The 19747-nt window shown below is 48.4% G+C and carries 22 protein-coding genes; 9 read left to right on the top strand and 13 right to left on the bottom strand.

Annotation, left to right across the window (positions count from 1 at the left end; translation table 11 throughout):
* The first annotated feature begins 75 nt into the window (after nucleotides 1–75).
* Nucleotides 76–462: a type II toxin-antitoxin system PemK/MazF family toxin gene (locus tag IPG41_04545; protein ID QQR54443.1), complete on the top strand. Its 387-nt coding sequence runs from the start codon at nucleotides 76–78 to the stop codon at nucleotides 460–462.
* Nucleotides 463–573: 111 nt separating this feature from the next.
* Here IPG41_04545 and IPG41_04540 read toward each other — a convergent pair whose 3' ends face one another.
* From IPG41_04540 to IPG41_04530, 3 genes are all read right to left on the bottom strand, one after another.
* Nucleotides 574–1176: a hypothetical protein gene (locus IPG41_04540; GenBank protein ID QQR54442.1), complete on the bottom strand. Its 603-nt coding sequence runs from the start codon at nucleotides 1174–1176 to the stop codon at nucleotides 574–576.
* Between the two features lie 183 nt (nucleotides 1177–1359).
* On the bottom strand, nucleotides 1360–1734 hold the full coding sequence (locus IPG41_04535) for a PIN domain-containing protein (GenBank protein QQR54441.1): 375 nt from the start codon (nucleotides 1732–1734) through the stop codon (nucleotides 1360–1362).
* Nucleotides 1731–1964, bottom strand: a complete 234-nt coding sequence (locus IPG41_04530; protein ID QQR54440.1) for a hypothetical protein — start codon at nucleotides 1962–1964, stop codon at nucleotides 1731–1733. The genes IPG41_04535 and IPG41_04530 overlap by 4 nt, the downstream gene beginning before the upstream one ends.
* A gap of 129 nt (nucleotides 1965–2093) precedes the next feature.
* On the opposite strand from IPG41_04530, the gene folE reads away from it, so the two are divergent.
* The 3 genes from folE (at nucleotide 2094) to IPG41_04515 (ending at nucleotide 5769) form a co-directional block, all read left to right on the top strand.
* Nucleotides 2094–2624 carry a GTP cyclohydrolase I FolE gene (gene folE / locus IPG41_04525; GenBank protein QQR55657.1) on the top strand — a complete coding sequence of 177 codons (531 nt, stop codon included), beginning with the start codon at nucleotides 2094–2096 and terminating at the stop codon, nucleotides 2622–2624.
* 73 nt (nucleotides 2625–2697) lie between these two features.
* Nucleotides 2698–3309, top strand: a complete 612-nt coding sequence (gene recR / locus IPG41_04520) for a recombination protein RecR (protein ID QQR54439.1) — start codon at nucleotides 2698–2700, stop codon at nucleotides 3307–3309.
* 27 nt (nucleotides 3310–3336) lie between these two features.
* Nucleotides 3337–5769: a bifunctional (p)ppGpp synthetase/guanosine-3',5'-bis(diphosphate) 3'-pyrophosphohydrolase gene (locus IPG41_04515; GenBank protein QQR54438.1), complete on the top strand. Its 2433-nt coding sequence runs from the start codon at nucleotides 3337–3339 to the stop codon at nucleotides 5767–5769.
* Here the strand turns inward: IPG41_04515 and IPG41_04510 are convergent.
* From IPG41_04510 to IPG41_04495, 4 genes are all read right to left on the bottom strand, one after another.
* Nucleotides 5753–5938 carry a hypothetical protein gene (locus tag IPG41_04510; GenBank protein ID QQR54437.1) on the bottom strand — a complete coding sequence of 62 codons (186 nt, stop codon included), beginning with the start codon at nucleotides 5936–5938 and terminating at the stop codon, nucleotides 5753–5755. The two genes, IPG41_04515 and IPG41_04510, sit on opposite strands and share 17 nt — an antisense overlap.
* 98 nt (nucleotides 5939–6036) lie before the next feature.
* Nucleotides 6037–6504: a hypothetical protein gene (locus tag IPG41_04505; protein QQR54436.1), complete on the bottom strand. Its 468-nt coding sequence runs from the start codon at nucleotides 6502–6504 to the stop codon at nucleotides 6037–6039.
* The gene (locus IPG41_04500; GenBank protein QQR54435.1) at nucleotides 6504–7223 is read right to left on the bottom strand and encodes a hypothetical protein; all 720 of its coding nucleotides are present in this window, start codon (nucleotides 7221–7223) and stop codon (nucleotides 6504–6506) included. Before IPG41_04500 ends, IPG41_04505 begins: the two co-directional genes overlap by 1 nt.
* A gap of 33 nt (nucleotides 7224–7256) precedes the next feature.
* Nucleotides 7257–8318 carry a 2-C-methyl-D-erythritol 2,4-cyclodiphosphate synthase gene (locus IPG41_04495; protein QQR54434.1) on the bottom strand — a complete coding sequence of 354 codons (1062 nt, stop codon included), beginning with the start codon at nucleotides 8316–8318 and terminating at the stop codon, nucleotides 7257–7259.
* Between the two features lie 155 nt (nucleotides 8319–8473).
* On the opposite strand from IPG41_04495, the gene IPG41_04490 reads away from it, so the two are divergent.
* Entirely contained in the window at nucleotides 8474–9199 is a 726-nt protein-coding gene (locus tag IPG41_04490; protein QQR54433.1) for a hypothetical protein, read from the top strand.
* A 49-nt stretch (nucleotides 9200–9248) separates the two neighbouring features.
* On the opposite strand, the gene IPG41_04485 is transcribed toward IPG41_04490, so the two are convergent.
* The 5 genes from IPG41_04485 to IPG41_04465 form a co-directional block, all read right to left on the bottom strand.
* Nucleotides 9249–10340 (bottom strand): 1-deoxy-D-xylulose-5-phosphate reductoisomerase, encoded by a 1092-nt coding sequence (locus tag IPG41_04485; protein QQR54432.1) that lies wholly within the window; start codon nucleotides 10338–10340, stop codon nucleotides 9249–9251.
* Nucleotides 10333–11115 (bottom strand): hypothetical protein, encoded by a 783-nt coding sequence (locus tag IPG41_04480; GenBank protein ID QQR54431.1) that lies wholly within the window; start codon nucleotides 11113–11115, stop codon nucleotides 10333–10335. The genes IPG41_04485 and IPG41_04480 overlap by 8 nt, the downstream gene beginning before the upstream one ends.
* Before the next feature lie 26 nt (nucleotides 11116–11141).
* Nucleotides 11142–12224: a flavodoxin-dependent (E)-4-hydroxy-3-methylbut-2-enyl-diphosphate synthase gene (ispG, locus tag IPG41_04475; GenBank protein ID QQR54430.1), complete on the bottom strand. Its 1083-nt coding sequence runs from the start codon at nucleotides 12222–12224 to the stop codon at nucleotides 11142–11144.
* A gap of 87 nt (nucleotides 12225–12311) precedes the next feature.
* On the bottom strand, nucleotides 12312–13124 hold the full coding sequence (locus tag IPG41_04470; protein ID QQR54429.1) for a hypothetical protein: 813 nt from the start codon (nucleotides 13122–13124) through the stop codon (nucleotides 12312–12314).
* A 145-nt stretch (nucleotides 13125–13269) separates the two neighbouring features.
* Nucleotides 13270–15471: an N-acetylmuramoyl-L-alanine amidase gene (locus IPG41_04465; GenBank protein ID QQR54428.1), complete on the bottom strand. Its 2202-nt coding sequence runs from the start codon at nucleotides 15469–15471 to the stop codon at nucleotides 13270–13272.
* A gap of 194 nt (nucleotides 15472–15665) precedes the next feature.
* Between IPG41_04465 and IPG41_04460 the strand changes: the two genes are divergently transcribed.
* The 4 genes from IPG41_04460 to tnpA all read left to right on the top strand — a co-directional run bounded on the left by IPG41_04460 (nucleotide 15666) and on the right by tnpA (nucleotide 17704).
* A complete protein-coding gene (locus IPG41_04460; protein ID QQR54427.1) occupies nucleotides 15666–16136 on the top strand; it encodes a translation initiation factor IF-3 in 471 nt (156 codons plus the stop codon).
* A 9-nt stretch (nucleotides 16137–16145) separates the two neighbouring features.
* Nucleotides 16146–16358 (top strand): 50S ribosomal protein L35, encoded by a 213-nt coding sequence (locus IPG41_04455; GenBank protein QQR54426.1) that lies wholly within the window; start codon nucleotides 16146–16148, stop codon nucleotides 16356–16358.
* Between the two features lie 120 nt (nucleotides 16359–16478).
* Nucleotides 16479–16823: a 50S ribosomal protein L20 gene (gene rplT, locus IPG41_04450; GenBank protein QQR54425.1), complete on the top strand. Its 345-nt coding sequence runs from the start codon at nucleotides 16479–16481 to the stop codon at nucleotides 16821–16823.
* A gap of 446 nt (nucleotides 16824–17269) precedes the next feature.
* Nucleotides 17270–17704 (top strand): IS200/IS605 family transposase, encoded by a 435-nt coding sequence (gene tnpA / locus IPG41_04445; protein ID QQR54424.1) that lies wholly within the window; start codon nucleotides 17270–17272, stop codon nucleotides 17702–17704.
* Here tnpA and IPG41_04440 read toward each other — a convergent pair.
* Nucleotides 17696–19699 carry an O-antigen ligase family protein gene (locus tag IPG41_04440; protein QQR54423.1) on the bottom strand — a complete coding sequence of 668 codons (2004 nt, stop codon included), beginning with the start codon at nucleotides 19697–19699 and terminating at the stop codon, nucleotides 17696–17698. The genes tnpA and IPG41_04440 overlap by 9 nt on opposite strands.
* Between the last annotated feature and the right edge of the window lie 48 nt (nucleotides 19700–19747).

Below are 19747 nucleotides of genomic sequence, written 5' to 3'. Positions count from 1 at the left end.
TGAATCTGCGATTCAGGAATTTGTCAGGACTTTTTTGAGTGTATTTTGTTAATATCTCAGAATCTAATTTTTAATATGAAACGTTTTTTAGAATGGATTGGTCTTAAACGAAAGCTGGATTTACGCAGGCCAAAAATTCCTTATGTGAATACCGGAGAAGTCTGGTGGGCGAGTTTGGGTGAAAATATAGGGTATGAGATCAACGGTAAAAGTGACCTCTTTACTCGTCCTGTTTTGATCTTCAAAAAGCTGTCGAAAGAGTTTTATCTTGCAATTCCGCTCACCACAAAAAAGCACGTCGGCAGCTGGTACGTGAACTACCAACAGAGGGGGAGAAATGTGACCGCCTGCCTTCATCAAGTCAGAACTATCGATTATCGACGGCTTTATTCTAAAGTGGGCATTGTTGATGAATCGGACTTCAAAATCATAAGACTTGGTTTTCAAAAACTTTATTTATAAAAATTTTCCCTGCCATTTCTGGCAGGGTCGTGGGAAATCCCCAAAAGTAGTTCCACTTTAACTTTTTTTGCTTTTAAAAACAAGCATTTGTTCGCACTCCTATTTTCCTCTTCATTTGCCCCGTGAACGGCTGTAGAGTCGCTCCAAAAAAACTTGGGTTTTTGGAGTGTAAAAACGGGCCCAATTGAAGAGCTTTTCTTGGTCCAGCCTTTCGAGGTTGAGCTTTTTTAGATCCAGATAATAGCGCCCCAAAGAATGGAGGTAGAGTGCATCCAGTAAGGCTTTTTCAGGCGTGGCAAGCAGAGCATTGCCATGTTCCACAAAACCAAAAAAGAATTTGTAAGGCAATTTGTAATAATGCCACGTTAGGTGACCTACGGTTTTCTCCCAAGAACGCAACGGACTCACCGCCTCAACCCAAGGGTTTTTAGCAACGGATGGAGCGAGCGTGTGGTGATGAGCTAAAGCAGTAGAAAAAGAAATGTAGGACTTGGCCTGTAGAGCTTGGTTCAGTTCGTAGATTTCATCACGAGTGAGGTGAAGGAATTTCTTTTGGAAAATATAAAGATCGCGTTTGATGCGGAGGAAAATGCCTTTTTGAGTGTAGCGAGTGGCCAGTACACGAGCCGAATTCAATTGAATCTTTAGGATTCTTCGGATGTCCTTGGCTGTGAAGAAAATGGGAAGTGCTTCAGCGAGGGTGAGGAAGTGCATGAGTTCGGATTGTCTGAGGTCTCAAGTATAGATGATTGACATTTTTATACAAGATTTATCTTTTTATTTGCCTTTTAGTAGGATGGGGGTGTATAATTTATTTAAGATTGTTTTAAAAAACCTCGCGGAAACGCGAGTTTTTTGTTTCTTGCCCTCTTCGTAGTGGGGAATGCCGGAGGAAGGCTAAAGGTTTAAAAGTTTTACTTTAAGTCCTTTGATTTTTTTGAAATCTTTGTCGGCAGTGACCAGCGTGAGTCCCTCCATTTGGGCGGTTGCGGCAATAAGGAGGTCTTTGAATTTGAGTTTTTTCTTTTCCTTCAATTCTAAGGCCGCTTCAATTATTTCTTTGCGTAAGTCCAAAATGGCCAAGTCATTGGCGTATTGTTTGACTAATTTTTTCTCTTCTAAAGTTTTGCAGCCGTACAAAATTTCGAAGTAAGTGATAACACTCGAAAAAAAATACGGCCTTTTCAAGCGTAGGAGCTGACGGGCAATTTTTTTATTCCCGTGCCCAAGGTAAATCAAGACGTTGCTGTCCAACAGATATTCTTGTTTCATAAATAATCAAAAAGATCTGCTTCGGGACGCTTGAGGTGAGAGAAAGAGTGCTTTTCGATGAGTTCAAGCGTGTGCTCAAAAGCCGATTGCGTTGTCTTTTTCACCTTGAGCGTGATGATTTTGCCCTTGCCTTGTTTCACGGCAATTTCAGACACCTCTCCTCGAAGAAGTTTTCCTTTGAGGGTCTTATAATTTCGGAGCAGTTCTCGATTGTTGACGGTGAGAGGCATTGGGATTTTGGGCTCATTTTGAGTTTAATTTTGTCAGACAAAATTGTCAAACAAATTTTGCGAGTGAGCTTTAGTATTCTTGCCCCTTTTCAGGTTTGGGCTAGACTTTATTCATTATGGATCGAAAAAATGTTTTTGGAACTGCTGAAAACCCTGCCCGAAGATGCTGAGCGGGAAGGACTGAAAGATACGCCGCGGCGAGCGGATGAGGCCTGGGAGCATCTTTTTAGTGGGTATGAAAAAAAACCGAAAGACCTTTTGACGGTGTTTGAAAATGAGGGTTATGACGAGATGATTCTTGTGAAGGAAATTGAGTTTTATTCCACTTGCGAACATCATTTGCTTTCATTTTTTGGCAAAGCGCATATTGCGTATATCCCACGAGATAAAATCATTGGGCTTTCAAAAATTCCTCGGCTGGTGGAGATTTTTTCGCGGCGCTTGCAAAATCAGGAGCGGCTCACGACGCAGATTGCAGAGGCTTTGGAGGAATTGCTCGCGCCCAAAGGGGTGGCTGTGGTAGTGGAGGCCCAGCATCTTTGCATGATGGCGCGGGGGGTGGAAAAACAATCGAGCACGGTGAGCACTTCGGCGCTCAAGGGGCTTTTTAAAGAGCGCCCGGCCACACGCGAGGAGTTCTTGCGCTTGATTCGGGCTTAAGATTGGCCCTTTACGCTGTCCTTTCCTTTTTTTGACTTGGCCTCTAGAATGGCGCTGATTTTCCTTATTGTTCATGGATTTTTTACCGGATTCGCTTACAAAATTGATTGAGGAATTGGGCCGTTTGCCGGGAATCGGGCCCAAAAGTGCTCAGCGACTGGCTTTCCATTTGCTCAAAAGTGCGGATTTTAAAGTGCATGGACTTGGCGAGGCGATTTTGAACGTTAAAAATGGCGTGCAAGAATGTGGACACTGTTTTTCTTTGACCACTTCCAATCCGTGCAAGATTTGCTCCGGGCCAGGACGAGACCGCAGCCTTCTATGTGTGATTGAAAGCACTTTAGACCTCATCGCGATTGAAAAAACGGGCGAATACAAAGGGCTTTATCACGTGCTACAAGGGCGACTTTCACCGTTGGATGGAGTGGGCCTGGAACAACTGCGCATCACCGAGCTTTTTGTGCGATTGAGTGAAAGTGGATGCGAGACTCGCGAACTCATTTTAGCTTTGAATCCGGACTTGGAAGGAGACACCACAGCGCTCTACATCCAAAAGCAAGTTGCAAGCTTCAGTGCCTTGCATGTGAGCCGCATTGCGCGAGGCATTCCTTCTGGGGGACACTTGGAATACACAGATGATGCAACCCTAATTCGCGCCTTAGAGGGGCGACAGCGTTTGATCTAAAAAGAAGTGTGTTAGAATGCGTCCATTATGCTCCATTCCACTGAAGATGCTCTTTATGCTGAGCTTTTAAAGGCGCTTAAAAAATCACCTGTAAAAGTGCGTTCGGAGCGATTGGACCGCGCTTATCGTTTTGCAAAACAAGCCCATGAAGGGCAATTTCGGGCTTCGGGTGATGCGTATGTTTGTCATCCTTTGAATGTAGCAATTATTCTTGCCAAGCTGCGAGCCGATGAAGAAAGCCTGATTGCAGCTCTTTTGCACGATGTGCCTGAAGACACTGATTATACATTTAAGGACATTGAAACTCGTTTTGGGCGCAGCGTGAGGAATTTGGTTCAGGCGGTCACTAAACTTTCGAAGGTGCATTATCATCATTCCATGGATGCGCGGCAAGTGGACAGTTTGCGACGTGTTTTTTTGGAAACCGCAAAGGATGTACGTGTGGCTCTGATTAAACTGGCGGATCGTTTGCACAACATGCGCACTTTGCGTTATTTGCGACCCGATAAACAGCAGCGCATCGCCAAAGAAACTTTGGAAGTTTTTGCTCCGCTTGCCAATTTGTACGGCATTTTTCAAGTGCGACGTGAGTTGGAAGATTTGTGTTTTAAAGTGCTGCAGCCGGAAGAGTATGGACGCATTGAAAGCTTTGTGATGGAGCATGAAAAGAAGCGGCAGATTTTTATACGTGACACCATTGCCGTTTTGAAAAAAGAATTCAAGCGCTGGAAAATTCCGGTGCAAGTGGAAGGGAGGCCCAAACATTTTTATTCCATTTATTTAAAAACTGTTCTTCATCATAAACCGCTCGGCGACATTTATGATTATTTTGCCATTCGTGTGGTGACTCATGGCTTGGAAGATTGTTACCGTTCTTTGGCTGTGGTGCACGGCCTTTTTAAGCCCAAGCCCGGGCGTTTTAAGGACTATATTGCTTTCCCGAAGGCCAATGGTTATCAATCCTTGCACACCACGGTGGTGGGCTTGGAAGGAAAATTGACGGAAGTGCAAATCCGTTCGGAGGCCATGCATCATGAATGTGAACTCGGGGCAGCGGCTCATTTTTTGTACAAAGATTTTTCATCCAGTTTGAGCTCTAAAAAGCTTTCGTTTTTGAAACATTATAAAAATCCAGAAGGTTTCATTCGCACTTTGCAGGAAGACGTGCTGCGGAATCGGATTTTTGTTTTTTCATCGGATGGGGAGGTGGTGGATTTGCCGGAAGGGGCTTGTGTGCTCGATTTTGTTTATGCCAGGGGCATAGCCGTGAATGAATATGTGCTCAAACCCATGGTGAACAATAAGAATTATTCACTATTGGGCACTTTGCAAAGTGGAGATCATGTGCAAATTTTATTCGATACGCGACGTCAAAAAGGTCCCGAGCGCGGCTGGTTGGATCATGTGAAAACTTCTAAAGCCAAGACGCAAATTCGTGCTTATTTTAAAGAGCAAACCATGGGCACGCGCATCCAACTGGGCACTCGACTTTTGCAGCAGGAATTGGACCATCAGAATCAGGGTTTGGTCCATCATTTGGATTTTGCGCTGCAATCTCGCGCGCTGATTCAATTTGAATTCGACAGTTTTGATGAACTTTTGGCAGCCATCGGCGAGGGCACTTTGTCTTCTTCGGAAGTGTATAAAGTGCTTTTCCCGGAACTGGTGGTGGGACCGGGAGTGAAGCTTTTAAGAGTATGGCACAGTTTAAAAAGACGTTTTAATTTTGGTGAAGAAGATTATAAATATCGCATTAAAATTATTGTGGAGGCTTACGACCGCATCGGGCTGCTGCGTGAAATTTTGGAACCTTTTTATGAATTGAAATTGCCCATTCTTTTTATTAAAGGCAGCGGTTATGACGTGAAGCGCGATAATCCTTTTTTGTCGGATGGATCGCCGGCGAATCCTGAATGCATCAGTCGAGATCAAATTGAAATTTTATTGGAAGATTATGAGCAATTGATCGCCCTTTTTGACCGTTTGGAACGCATCCCTGGAGTCCTAAGGGTGCAAAGAGCTTTCCGCCAAAAAACAGCAGGATTTATTACGCTTTTACTCGTGACTACTTGTTATTTCTTGGTGCATCCATTTGCCATTCAACACTTGAAGGAAATGACTTTTGAACAGAATCGCTTGTGGACTCACGTGCTGGTTTATTCAGGACTTTTCTTCCTTTTTGGGTTGCTGGTTTGGCTACGGTCCATGGGCAATAAAACCTTCCCTCATTTCGAGGAAACTCGTCGTTATTGGGGTCTTAGTTTTGGTGTAACTTTTTTTGCTATTGGGGTGGTTTTTGCGGACAACGCGCTCTATCATTTGCAACTGAATCTTTTTTTGACCAGTGGGCTTTCTTTGTTGATTTTAATTTTCCTTCTTTTTGCTTACCGTCGACATGTTAAACAAAGTCAGCACCACTTGAACCGATTGAGAATGAGCGAAGCTAGAAGCGAGAAGTGACGACTGCAAACGCGCTGCCGCTGCCGGTGAGTATGGCGTGTTCGCCGGGTTTTAACTTTGGGGAGGTGTAGAAAACTTGGAAGTCGTTGTGCAAGGCAGCGAGGATTTTTTGCGAATCGCCGGCTTGGAGCGCTTCTATCAATCCATTGGCCGTTTTGTTGGAACTCACGCATCCTTCATCCCACTTTTGAAAAGCCTCCTTAGTGGGGGCCGGTGGGCCGGGTTCTATTCGAATGTGGATGCTCGCGGGGAGTGCGGGGAGAGGGCTTAAAATTTCCCGTAATGGGTGCCTAAAGCCACGTCAAAGCCCGAAAGAAAGAAGGGAACATCCATGCCCACTTGAGCACCCAATTCCAACAGTTTTTTCTGAGAAATTTGTAGATTTTCGGCATCGTTGAGGGCAAGGAGCAAGGTCGCGGCATCGCTGGCGGCTCCTCCCAAACCCGAGCACGGGGGAATGTTTTTGTGAACGGTGATTTTGTAATGAAACGTACGCCCGGTGTGCGCTTCTAAAACCTGAATGGCCTTCGCGAGCGTGTTGTTTTTGGGGTCTATCCCTTCACTGGGAATGAATTCAATCTGCAGCGCTGCGGCCGGTTCAAGGATGAGTTCATCGGTCCAATTTGGAATTTTTGCAAACACGGTTTCGATTTCGTGATAACCTGTTTCATCCTTGCCACGAATGGCAAGGAAAAGGTTGATTTTGGCGGGTGGGTGGAGGGCTGGGAGACTCATCAATTATGCAGACCTGGCTGTGTTACAAACCATTTGTTTTCTACTCCACCATCAGTTCTAACTGACCTACAGTAGATTTCAATTGGGTGTGTCAATCCTTCAATCCAACCTGAACTAGTTGCGTACTTTTCTGCTTCAAAAAATATGAGTGAATGCTGAACATTAACATCCCTCACCTTCCCGAAAACAGTGATTCCTGGGTATTGAACTCCTTCTCTGGTTGAATAGAAACCTGATTGGCTGAGGCCCATTTCTAATGGAACTTCTCCTCCTCCAAGCACGTCAAAATGAAGCGCTCTAAGGGGTTGACCTCTTAAGAAATCTCCAAAGCGTTTTCCGTCTTGAGTAGTGTTTTCTGTTTTTAGATCAGCTGCTTTTGCTTCGCGGAGTACATCGGTCAGGGATATAATGGACGGATTGGTCAAATGCCAGTTACCCTCTGCGACCCAACTCGCTACATTTTTCCCTAAAGACGCGGCATTATTCATGGGAGAAATCGTCGGTCCATTCGCAGAGATCTTCCAGTCTTGGACATTAGGGTTGGCCGCCAGTATCGCGGCTAGTCTTCCTTTTGCTGCGGTTTTGCCTACCATCAATTCGTATAAACCTGTTAAGCCTTCAACCTCTTGACGAGTTGCAATTCTTATCGACCCTCCTTTTGGAACACAAGTTCCCCTTATCTGCTGATCGTGGAAAGGGAAATCTTCAAGTTCTGTCATACTTTTCTGGATTAATGGAGTTTATCCTACGCCTTAATTTTTAATTGTCAACAATGCCAGACAGCGGATTCCTTCGCCGCGGCCGAACGTAGTGAGGCCTTCGCCGGTGTGGGCGGAGAGGCGGATTTGGTCCGGATGAAGGGCCAGCAGGGAAGCCAGGGAATTTTTGAGGGCGGGGGCAAGGGCATCGATGCGGGGGCGGGCACATTCCAACGTGAGGGCGACTTGTTCGATTTTTACATTGTGCAGCAAGGGATTTAAATAAGCTCGGCTGTCTCTCTCACCCGAGAGCGCAAGTGGGTCGGCGATTTCAGAAAAATTCTTGTTTTGAGCCAGCGCCAGGGCGCGCCCGATGGCGTGCAAAATCACATCTCCGTCCGAGTTCGCCTCCAGGGCAGGGAGTTCGGGAACAGTGAGCCCGCCGAGCACCAGTTGGCCGGCCTGGGAAAAGGCGTGAGAATCTTCGCCCAAATAGGTCCGGGCGCAAAGACTTTTCAGGTCTTCGGCAAAAGTGATTTTTCGATTTGCCGGGTCCGCCTCCACTACCTTAACCGGAACTTTGGCGAGCAAGGCAGAAGTGAGATCCGTGCCATCCGCCAATTCGAAGGGCTTTAAAAGATTCGCACGCACGGCTTGAGGGGTTTGCATGAGCCGAATTTTTTCGCGCGGAAGGGGGTTCAAATAAGTGCCTTCCTCCGCTACAAATAGCGTGTCCACGGCAGGCATAGAAACGGCTGCGGCACCGACTTCTTTTGCAGCGGCTATGACTTCAGAAATTTCACGGGCGGTCACGTTGGGGTTGGCGGCGTTGTGATCGATCACAATGTCTTCATCGTTCAAGGTGAGTAAGGCCAAGCCATTTTTAAAAGATTGCATGCGCGTTTCACCTCCACTGGCCATGGGCACGTCCACATAAGCGGCGAATTTGGGCTCTTCACCCGCTGGCACCACTAGCACAATTCGATCGACCTCTGGATGCGATTTGAACGTTTCGTAGCTCAGAGTCCAAAGGGGACGGCCATGCACATCCGCCCACAGTTTATTTTGGCCCGCTCGGCTGGATGCGCCCGCTGCTAGAAGGATGGCGATGTTCATGAGAAGGATTTAGGTTTTTAAGTTTAATAGATTAGGTGAGAAAGGGGAAGGAGGGGTATTTATCCTTGGATAAGGCTCCTGAGCCTGAACTCAAGGAATTCAGATTGACAATTTATAGAATACATTGCACAATTATTTCTTAACCTTTTGAGATTGTGGCTGTACATCCCTTAATTTCCAATTGGATTGATGCACCCAAAGTAGACTTACGAAACTCTGATAGTTTTCGGGATGAGTCAGGTAAACTTTGTGAGGTATTTGAATATTCTCAATGGCATTTAGCAGATCTAGAAGCATGCTATGAGGAGATAGAGGGTGTACGGCTGTTGATTTTTAAAAATGCATTAAATCCATCGGATTTGTCTAAGAATACTGGAGAATGTTCAGATCTTGCATGTCGTTACAAATTGGCATTTCAAACCAAATATCCTGACGTAAGGGCTGTAGTTAATTATGGACAGGATGATCGATTTTTTACCTCAGAACAGGCAATGCATGTGTGGGTAAACTTGCATATCCATGGAGGGCACAACTGGATAGTGGATCCCAGTTATAAAAGAGTAATGACCCTTCAATCATCTCCTTATACCAGTCGAGGCGTTCATCATGAAGCAAGCTGGCACACGGGTGATTTTGGCTTAATATCGTCTAGATCATACCCCTTGGCTATGGATAAGACTGGATCTTTAATTAACTTCAGTTGGGGGCAATCCACTACTTTGCATGCAAAATTTGGCTTATTCTTTGGAAGGTCAGCTCCAAGCGCAAATGGACTCCACTATGCTACACCTCACCCAGACTTCCTGGCCCAAATAGGAGATCCTGAGTTGGTCGATAGAATTCGCGAATTTGAGCGGAAAATTTATGCTCAAATACCTTGAAGAAGCTTGAGCTTTGATGCCATAAAAACGTACACATTTTCACCGAACTTTAGCTCAAAGCCATCGCTCCCTCCGATATCTCTGCGTGAAAGGCGAGCAGTTCTTCTAGGTTGCGTGGGGGGAGGCGCCAGAGGTGACGCTGGAGCCCTTCTTCAATGAAATCGTAAATGCCGAGGAAGGAGAGTTTTCCGTCCAGGAAACGGGCCACGGCGAGGTCGTTCATCGCGTTTAAAATGATGGGGAAGTTGGGGTTGCCAGCGTGCAATTTCAGCCATTTGAGGGGACGGAAAGTTTCGGGATCGGGCTGCTCAAAGCTCAGATCGCTTTTACGAGTGCGCTCGATGGGCCAGGGGCAAGCCGGCTGCTCGGGGTAATGCAAGGCATAAGAAATGAAAAGCCGCATGTCGTTTTGAGTGATGTGCATTTTGGTGGCACCGGTTTGGGTGTGGATCATGCTGTGCACGAGGCTCTGCGGATGGATGGTGATGTGAATGTCTTTGAGCGGAATATCGAAAAGGTGGTGCACTTCGTAGACTTCCAGCACTTTGTTGATGAGTGTCGCGGAATCGATGGAAACTTTTGGGCCCATTTTCCAGGTTGGGTGGGCGAGGGCTTGAGCTGGAGTGACATGGAGTAAATCTTGGCGCGTTTTGCCGTGAAAAGGGCCGCCGGAGCAGGTGAGTGTAATAGAAGAAATTTTGCTTGCGCCGTATTCGTGCATGAGCTGCCAAATGGCAGAAGCTTCGCTGTCCAGCGGGAAGATTCGGGCGGCGGTTTTTTGAGCTTCTTCACGCAGGAAACGGCCCGCGATGGCCAAGGATTCTTTGTTGGCGGAAAGCAGGGTTTTGGGCCGTTCGGGGGTGGACATTCGGATGGCAGCGAGGGAAATGTCGAGCCCTGCAAAGCCGGGAATGGCGTTGACGATGAACTCGGCTTGCTCCATAAGCGCCTGATTTTGCTCGGAACTCGGGCTCAGCAAGGTTTGCGCGCGCAAAGTTTTACCCTGCTCTTCCAAAAGGGATTTGTTGCTTTTAGCCGTCAAGCCCACCACTTCAAATTCACCGGGGAACGCGGCAAGCACCTCCAGGGTTTGCCTCCCTATAGAGCCAGTGGAGCCGAAAAGAGCGAGGGGTTTAGGCATGCAGATTCTTTTCTATATTCAGCTCCAAGCGTTTGTGTCCTTCCAAAAGAGGCCGCAAAGAAACTTCTTCAATCACCCCGCTTTTACCATAGCCAAAAGGGTTGTCCAAATCTTTGATGAAGAAGATCATATAGATGAGCATGAAACTGATGAATGCGGCGAAAAAAAGACTTTCGTAGAAAGGATCCATGCGGATAAAAATCAGAGCGAGCACCAAAATAAAAGTGAGGATTTCGGCCACTGCATAACCTGTTCCAAGGAAGGAAGTTTCACGAATCACTTTGGCACGACCGAGGGTTTTACGCAGCTGATTTTGCTCTTGCTTAAGACGGACGATGAAATTGGCTGGGGTCTCTTTTTCGAAAGCGAGAAAATCGTCATTGAGCGTGAAGAGCTGATCTTGCACAGTTTCATAAGATTCTTTTTTATGAAACCAGTCGATCACAGACTGGTTGAGCATGAGAATTTTTTTGAGAAAAGGGCTAGCGATTTGCTGTTTGTGGGCCTTATTTAAAATAAAGCCTTCATCCGCGAGGGATTGTAGGCTGGAAGCCAAATCGGAGGGGATTTTTTCACTTTCTTTATAATCCACGAGTGTCCCAGAAATTAAAAATCCAATCAGGAAAATATTAGCCGAAACGATCGCCGTGAACAGGGAGCTCAGGGTGAGCATCTCCTGATCGTAGTGATGTACAAGCATTTTGAGCACCAAAACCACGAGTACAAAAGGCAGCGTTTTGACTGCAAGTTTCCATTTGGAGTAAGGACGAACCATAGAGATGCGGTTGATTTGATTATAGGCTATTTCGTCTTCTCCTCAATCAACTTGAGTAATTCCGGCACCAGTTCGGCTTCGGGAACGTTGGCTTTGTAGAGTTCGCCTTTGTAGTAGAGGGCGCCGGCATGTTTACCGCTGGCGATGGCGAAATCGGATTCTTTGGCTTCCCCCACGCTGTTCACCACACAGCCCATCACGGCCACGCGCACGGGTTTTTTGAGATGGGCGAGGGCAGCTTCCACTTCGGCCACCATTTTGGGCAAATCCACTTCAATGCGGCCGCAGGTGGGGCAGGCGATGATGTCCGGTTCTTTGCCGTAAATGCCGAGGGCTTTCAAAATGCTTTTGCAGACTTCCACTTCTTTGACGATGTCATCGGTGATGGAGGCGCGAATGGTGTCTCCGATGCCTTGCATGAGCAGTGTTCCAATGCCGATGGCGTTTTTCACCGCACCAGGAATGAGTAGGCCGGCGTGCGTGACCCCAAGGTGCAGCGGAACGTCGTTGCCGGCCGCGGCAAAACGTTGGTAGGCCTCCACCATCACGGGCACGCGTTCACTTTTGATGGACACGACAAAGTTGCCAAACCCGAGGTCTTCCACGAATTTCACCCAACGCAGAGCCGATTCGGCGAGGGCTTCGGCGGTGGGGGCGCCGTGTTTTTTCCACAAATCTTTCTCAAGTGAACCAGCATTCACGCCAATGCGAATAGCGGCCTTTTTTTCTTTGGCGAGGGTGATGACTTTTTCGAGATAAGAGCGGTCAAAAAAGTTCCCGGGATTGATGCGGATTTTGTCGGCACCGTAGTCGAGTGCGGCGATGGCGAGACGAGGGTCAAAATGGATGTCTGCGACGATGGGCATCGACGTGCGCTCCTTGATGAGGGGAATGGCTTTGACGGCATCGAAACTGGGCATGGCGAGACGAATGAGGTCGCAGCCTTTGTCTTCGACGGTTTTGATTTCGGCAATGGTCCCCTCAATATCCTCCGTTTTGCCCATGCACATGGTTTGAATAGCCACGGGGTGTTCGCTGCCCACGAGCACTTGCCGCGCAGGATCGGCGCCAATGGTACAGGTTCGAGTTTTGCGTCGGAGGATGGGCATTGAGCTTTGTCAAAGAGCCTCAGTGTAGAGGTCATCTCAAAAAAAGACCAGAGGGGGTTAGGTTGGCATGGCCTGAGCAGCGAGGATTTACTTTTTCGGCCCCGTCCATTTTTTAAACCATGCTTGCAAGCCACCTATCACTCCTGTTCTTTCAGTCTCCACAGCGTCTCCTGGAGATGATTCGGCGGGTGCTGTTTCAAGATCAGGTTCAACTGCTACGGAAGTGGGCTCTTCGATTTCTGAGTCTGGTCCTTGTTTGCTCCAATCCAATTTACCAGACGCTTTAGGTGAACGAGGGGTCCCATCAAGGGCTGCAGGGGGAGCTACTTTTTCAGACATTCCTCCAGCCATAGCAGTCTGGCCCCTTTGGATTGCATTGAGTTCGATCAGTAGAAGTTGCAGTCTGCCGAATTCCTCCTTCTTCTCTTCTTGAATTCCCTCCTTTAGACGGCCAATATGATCTGTGAGCTCTGCTTTTCTTCGTTCTGCTTTCGTCTCCATGGCTTGTATTACTTGCTCTAAGCGGGTTTTGGCCTGGTCGTAGTATGCGTTTGATGCCTCAACCCATACTGGCTCCCTAAGTCGGTCTCGCTGTGTAGTTTGAAGTGGGTCTTTAAGACTATCTTGAAGAAGATTTTCCATTGGATTTAGAATCGACACCCTTAGCCCTCCTGCTTCGTCGTCTCCATAGAGCACCGTTTCTCCCTTTCTTTCTTCTGTGATGACAAGACCTTCTCCAACTCCTTCCGTTTGATATTTAAGGTAAATCGGTCCAAGACGCGCTTGTGCATCCGTAAAATGATTCTTAAGGACTTGCATTAAGCGTTTTACCGTTTCGAGGTCCTTTGGCCCTTCGGGGGCTCTATCCCCGTCGCTTGGATTGCTTGGTGTGTTTCCCATGAGTGAGTTTTAAATAGATGTTTCATTATACCGTATTTTACCTTATCGTCAAATTCTCACTCTTTTACAGGTAAAAACCCCTCCCCGGGGAGGGGTTTACAGAACAAGTTTTGCAAAATCAAACAAACGCATTTCCTTGCTGTTGTCAGCCCTCCACCGCAAAATCATAAATCAGTGGCGTCGTCCACAGGCTGAATCCGCCTTGCATGGGAATCCATTCAATTTGGTATTCGCCGGCTTCGTCAGGGGCGGTGAGGTGGAAGTAGACACGAGTGGACATGCCCGCTTCTAAGGTTTCGAGGGCAAAGATGGTCTCGAGGTCGCTGCTCACGGGGAGGCCTTCGGAGGTCACGGTTGCTGCCCAAGTGAGGTCGTTATCCGCCAAATTGAGAGTTTGATCGGTGTGATTGGTGAATTGAATCCATCCGCCTACGGTTTTGCCGGCTTGGAAAATTTGAGCAGACCCTTTGTCCACCACGGTGAGTTCCTGGTTTTCAGGATTGGTCCACAGGGTGAGGTGATGCAAACGAGAGCTGACACTGCCTTCGACGCCGGGCATTTCGGCATGGAAGTAGAGCTGTCCATTTGCCAGGTTTTCGTCGACAAGTATGTCCCATTCCACCGTGATGCTTTCGCCGGGCGCAACCGTTTGCGAGGGCGTGGCTAAAGTTTTGGTGGTGAGGTAAGGATCGTCGAGGCCCACTTGAGTATTGTCCACTTGACCAAGCAGGACAGCACTTTCAGGGTGAGAGGGCGCGTTCCAAGTGACGTTTCCATTGTTTTCGAGTTCGGCTGTAACATGGACCGTATGCCCCAGTTCCGTGACTTGGTCGAAGTTCAAATCCACGAGTTCAAAATTCACAAAAGGTTCTTGCACGAAGACTGGGACCAAAAAGGGTGCATCCGCTTCTCTTCCGTTCCAATGCGGGGTGATTTTGAAAACCGTCAAACCGGGAGTCCATCCAGAATTTAGGCTCAAGTCGATGCTTGCATGGCCTCCGGGCTGAACTGGATTATTGAGTCGGAGGGTTTCTGGCGTTGTGCTCAGAATATCGGCACCTAAAATGGGCTCTACATCAAAAGTGCTTCGTCCATTCCAAAATGTATCCCCTGTATTTTCTAGACCCAGGGTTACGGTTTTGCTTTCTTGCGGATTCAAGGCGGTTAACGAGGGTTCCCAGGTGTAAGTCTCGGAAATTTGCAGGTCTTGCTGAGCCCCTAAGTAGCTGCGGAGCTCATCCAAATGTTCGTAGAGGTAGGCCCCTGGGCAAAGGGTGGTGCCCACGTCGCGGTGTCCAAGCAAGTTGGGCCAATCCACTCCTTTGTAAGGAGAAGTAGCGTCGAGATCAATGGCGTGTTCCTCGGCCTTTGTTTGGATCAAATTGAGCAAGGAATTCAAAGCGGCTCCTTCAATGGGTTCCCGATGGTAAGGCCCAATCATCACAATGCCAATGTTGCCCACGTTGTAGCCGCTGGCATGAGCTGCGACCACAGTGTCGTCCCCATAACGGCCCTTATAAACGCTGCCATCGGGAGCGATGAGGTAATGGTAGCCCAAATCTCCCCAACCCCGAACCACCGTGTGGAAGTAATAAATGGAGCGGACGGCACTGGCGGGATCTTTGAGGTGTTTGAGATCGGTGGTGGTGTGATGCACCGTGATGCGCGTCACCGATGCGGAATGTTGTAGAGGCCAATTGAGTGTATTGCCCGCTTCGTCGGTGTATTCTACGTCGACGATTTTTAAATTTTCCTCCAAGAGGGTGTCATTGATGGGGTAGTCCACAAAATCTTCGGGGGCGATGAGCCTGAGGGTTTCATCGGCACCCCATTCAGCACGACTGATGACGCTGGGTTCTTCGACACTCGTCCTTTGCAGTTGCCTGGCGATTGAGCCCCCTGCATTCACCAGTTCAAACGTTCCTGCCCATTCAAAAGGGAGTGCTTTTTGAGGGGTGGTGAGCTGCACTTGAAAACGGCTGCTGGGGTCGGTGACTACGGCTTCGTATTCGCCGGCAAAACGACTGTGGATGTCCTCTTCGAGGGGAATCCACGGTCCCCATTCGCCTTCGTGTTCAAAACGAAGTTCCATGGCTCCGGTCCAATTTTCTGCTCCTGTAAAACTCAAGAGATTGAAAGGTTCGCTGGCTTCAAAAGTCCCTGTCCAAACGCTTTCTGTGAGCGGCACTTCCACGGGTAAGGCAGTGTGGCTGAAGCTGTTTTCTGCGGTGCTTGCAAAGCTTGGCGTTGCAAAAAGGAAGCTTGCAAGAAGCGCTCCCAAGAGGAGCAATGCGCCTTGTGTGAGCCTTTGAAGGGTAGGATTTAAGAGTGATGAAAGAGGGGACATGGTTTGTGGTTTTGAAGAATGCTGACTGAGCTGTCATCATGCGGGAAGGGGGCTTGTTTTGCAAGAGGCTGGATAGGCGGCTGGAGAGAAAAGCGCCGTTGACTTCTGATCGCAATCTGTTAAGATTCGCTAGCTCCTAATTCATTTTTATAGCTAAGCAACTCCGAAAAAACGAAGAGATCCGTGCGCAAACGGTGCGACTCATTGCCGAGGAAGGGGAAGAGATTCAAGGCGGAGTGATGGGTGCGTCCAAGGCTCTGGCGCTTGCTAAAGAGATGGGGCTCGATCTGGTAGAAGTGTCTCCGACGGTGTTCCCGCCCGTGTGCCGCATCATGGATTTTGGAAAGTATTTGTATCGTCAACGCAAGGCAGATCAGAAGCACAAAGCGCATCAAAAAGGCGGAGAAATGAAAGGGGTTCGTCTCTCGATTCGAACGGATAAGCACGACATTGATGTGAAGCTGAACAAGTGTAAAGAGTTCTTAAAAGACGGCAATTCGTTGAAATTCAGCTTGATTTTTCGCGGAAGAGAGGTTACACATATTGAACTCGGATTTGAGAAGATGAATTACGTGAAGGAAGAACTCAAGGATTTCGCCAAGATTGATCAAGACGCGAAACGCCAAGGACACTCCCTCATTATGATTCTCTCACCCCTTAAATAACCCTATTTTATGCCAGGCAAAGCTAAAGTTGGAAAACAACGCACCCACTCGGGTACGAAAAAGCGCGCGACCCTCACTGGAACGGGAAAAATCCGTATGCAGAAGGCCGCTCATCGTCACCGACTCAATCAAAAGGCGAGTCGACAGAAGAACATGGGTGGAACTCAATCTGTGGTGAGCAAGGCTGATGAAAAGCGTTTCAAGACTCTTTTGTGGAATTAAGCCCCTGCCGAGCTGATCGGCTGATTTCTTTTATTTATTTCTGGTAGGACCTTGGCGTTGCCCCGCCTTTAGGTCCACCATCGCCCGGTCTTACCGCGGCGCTCATTAACCCCGACCCTTATGGCACGCGTCAAACGTGGGACGAATCAACGTCGTCGTCACAACAAAATTTTGAAGGCGGCTAAAGGCTTCCGAGGGCTCTCAGGTCGTCTCTATTCCATTGCGAAGAGACGCGTGATGAAAGCGGGCATGCATGCGTATGCACACCGTCGTCGCAAAAAACGCGACTTCCGACGTCTGTGGATCGCACGTGTGAATGCTGCATCTCGAGCTCAAGGTCTGTCCTACAGCCAACTCATGTACCGTCTTTCTAAGAAGATGGTGGCTCTCGACCGCAAAATGCTGTCTGAGATCGCGATTCACGAACCTGCTGTGTTCGACAAAATCGTGGCCGCAGTGAAATAAACTGCTCTGAGTTTTTGAAGAACCGGGATATAGGAAAAACCTTACAAAAAACTGAAAGAGTCCTCGATGGGACTCTTTTTGTTGGGGGGCGAGGGGGGTCTTGGATGCGGGTTTTATTCTTGGGAGGGAACAGTTTCACGGGTAGGCGCTAGAGGCACCATTGGATCTCCGCTTAGATTGATTTTTACTTGTGCAGATACACCTGTTGTGAGGGCTGGGATTTCAGTACAGGCTCCACCTTGATCTTCCTGGCCATTCTGAAAAGCGTAGAGATTACAGGCTGGGGTTGTGGCAGCTAAAGCGACTAAGCATGCTGTTTCTGAGAGTTTCATATTAGGTATTGGAAAAGGTAAGCCTTAATTCTAATCAACTGACGTAGTTCCCCGGGCGTAAGCCCGAGGGATGTAGTGGGTGCCCGCATCTTCGTGGTGGTGTAAAGTGGAGGCATGAAGAAGCTACGAAAAAGCTCACACGCAGTTTTCATCTGTGACTATCACTTAGTTTGGCCGACCAAATACCGTCGGAAGATATTCAACGAAGGTGTGTTGGCTTTTCTGCAGGAAGTGATGAAGGATATTCCGAAGTACTATCCGGAACTGGTGGTGAAAGAGGTAAACACGGATTTAGACCATGTACATATTTTAATTTCCATACCTCCACAAATAGCAGTGGGAGAGGTGGTGAGAATAATAAAAGCCAACACAGCTCGTGAGTTGAACATAAAGTTTCCGTTTCTTAGAAAAGTGTACTGGGGGACGAGAAGTATTTGGTCGGCAGGTTACTTTGCCTCCACAGTTGGGATTAACGAGGAGGTCATTCGAAAGTATATCCAACAACAGGGCGAAGAAGATGCGGGCCAAGCGCAGCTTGAACTAGGCTGAAACCCCGAGCGTAAGCTCGGGGAGGTTCATCTCTTTTTTAATTTTCGTCAAATTTATGCGGCCGGGCGATTTTGAGGGTGAAGGTAGGTGTTTAAAGTGGTGAAAAGTGAAAAGCGGCTCATTGTTACAATGTAACAAATAGAGTTTTTTGGGTTTTGAGACTCGGGGGCTTGGAGAGTCTTTGAGGTCAGCGTGCAGGAATAATCCCTTCAACTCCTTCACGTAACCCATTTCAGGCGTGGCCTGGGTGAAATGGAGGTTTTTGTCGTAGAGTTTTTGGTATTCCTCAAAAAGGGGCTGCAAGCGGGTGGCGAGGTCGGACAGGGCGGCGGCGTCGTTTTGGATTTGCAAAACACGGGCGAGCTGCAAAGCGGGTAAAAAGCTGTTTTTGGGGTTCACTTCAAGGGCCGTTTCGTAGGCCAAACGGGCGGCGGTGTAATTCTGTTCCGCTTCGTGGGCTTGGCCTAAAAGAGACCATGCATTGGAATCTAGCGGGTTCGCCTCCAGTTGCTTTTGGATAAAGGCTTTTTTGAGCTCGGGATCGGTGGCGCCGCCGATTTTTTCGTACCACTCATAAGTGGGCAAAAAGGGGTGGAAGCCTTCCATTTGATCGAGTGTGTGGATGCGGTTGAAGCTCAATTCATCGAAAGTGAGTTTGAGGCCGCTGGCGGCAAGCAGCAGTGCAATAAGAGCACAAGCGGCCGGGGCAAGTTTGGTTTTTTGCTGCCGAGCGTGAGCGGCGAGGGCCCCTAAAATCATCCAAAAAATGAGGGCGTTGGTGAGAAAATTCAGGTTGTAATCGATCATGTGATGGGCCATGAAAGCCACGAGGCCCGTCCATGCCATGAGCAGAAAAGGACGGTCCGGGTTTTTGCCAAAAGGATGCGTTTGGGCAAAAAGCAAGAGCCCAAAAGCCAGCAAGAGGAGGGCGGCGGGTAGGCCGCGTTCAGCGGCGAGTTTGAGCCAAAGGTTATGAGGGTGATCGGAGAGGGCCAAAAAGCCCTGTTGGTGGGGCGGATAGACGAAACGGAAGGTGGAAGGTCCTGTGCCCAAGAGGGGATTTTCTTGGATCAAGGCGAGGGCTCCTTCAAAAAACTCTATGCGCTCTGAAAAGGAATTGCCCCCTTCGGCTTCTGAAAATTGCAGGCGGCTGCCCAGATCCACGGCTTGATGATGCCGACTTTTGAGCATGCCGATTCCTTTTGTAAAAAGCGCTGTGAACACGATGAGTAGAAGGAGGGCAACGGCACTTTGCACCCAAGGGGCACTTTGCACCCAAGGGGCACTTCGTAAGGTCTTTTTTAAGGAGGGCAGCGAACGGTGAGTCCAAACTTGGGCGAGCGCAAAGAAGGCGAGCGCCGGGAAAACGGCCAAGAAAGCGCCCCGCGAAGCCGAGAGCACAAAGCTAGAAAGCACAAAAGCGAGCAGGATCAGCTTCAAAAGCCAGGCTTTGGGAGAACGGAGGAGCAGGGCTAAAAACGGGAAAGTGAGTAGAAAGAAGTCTGCATAGGCATTGGGCCAGGCATCGGCTTTGATGAGCGGATCATAAAAGAAGCCGAAAAAGCGGCTGTGGTCGGTGCTGAGATAGGCAGGGACCCCGAGGAGGGCGGCAGCCACGAGGGTGAGGGCAAGGGCCCAAGTGAGCTTTTGAGCCCCTGTCTTTTCTTGAGCAAAGATCAAATAAAGCAGCACCCCGATGAACAGAACAAAAATTTCGGCGAAGCCAAAGATTTTTACACCCGCATGGATCCAACTGAGGATGCTGAAACCTGTGAAAACCAGCAGTAATAGGAGCAACGGGCGGGAGCTGGAAAACTCCTTCCACGGGCGGCTCCATAGAAGGCTGGCGAGATAGGCCAAGACTCCCACCCCCAAAAGCAGCAAAGGCCCGGTTTCGCGAATGATTTCAAAGCGATTGGTTTGAGGATAAAAACTCAATAAAAACGGGCTCACGAGTAAGCAGTACAAGAGGAGGCTGTTCAGTTTTTTGAGCAAGGCGATTGACTGAGCGGATGATTGTATTTTAGGGGTCTTTCTGTTAGG

The organism is Candidatus Peregrinibacteria bacterium, assembly GCA_016699145.1.
Lineage (GTDB): Bacteria > Patescibacteriota > Gracilibacteria > UBA1369 > 2-02-FULL-48-14.
This window is presented reverse-complemented; position numbering and strand designations above follow the sequence as displayed.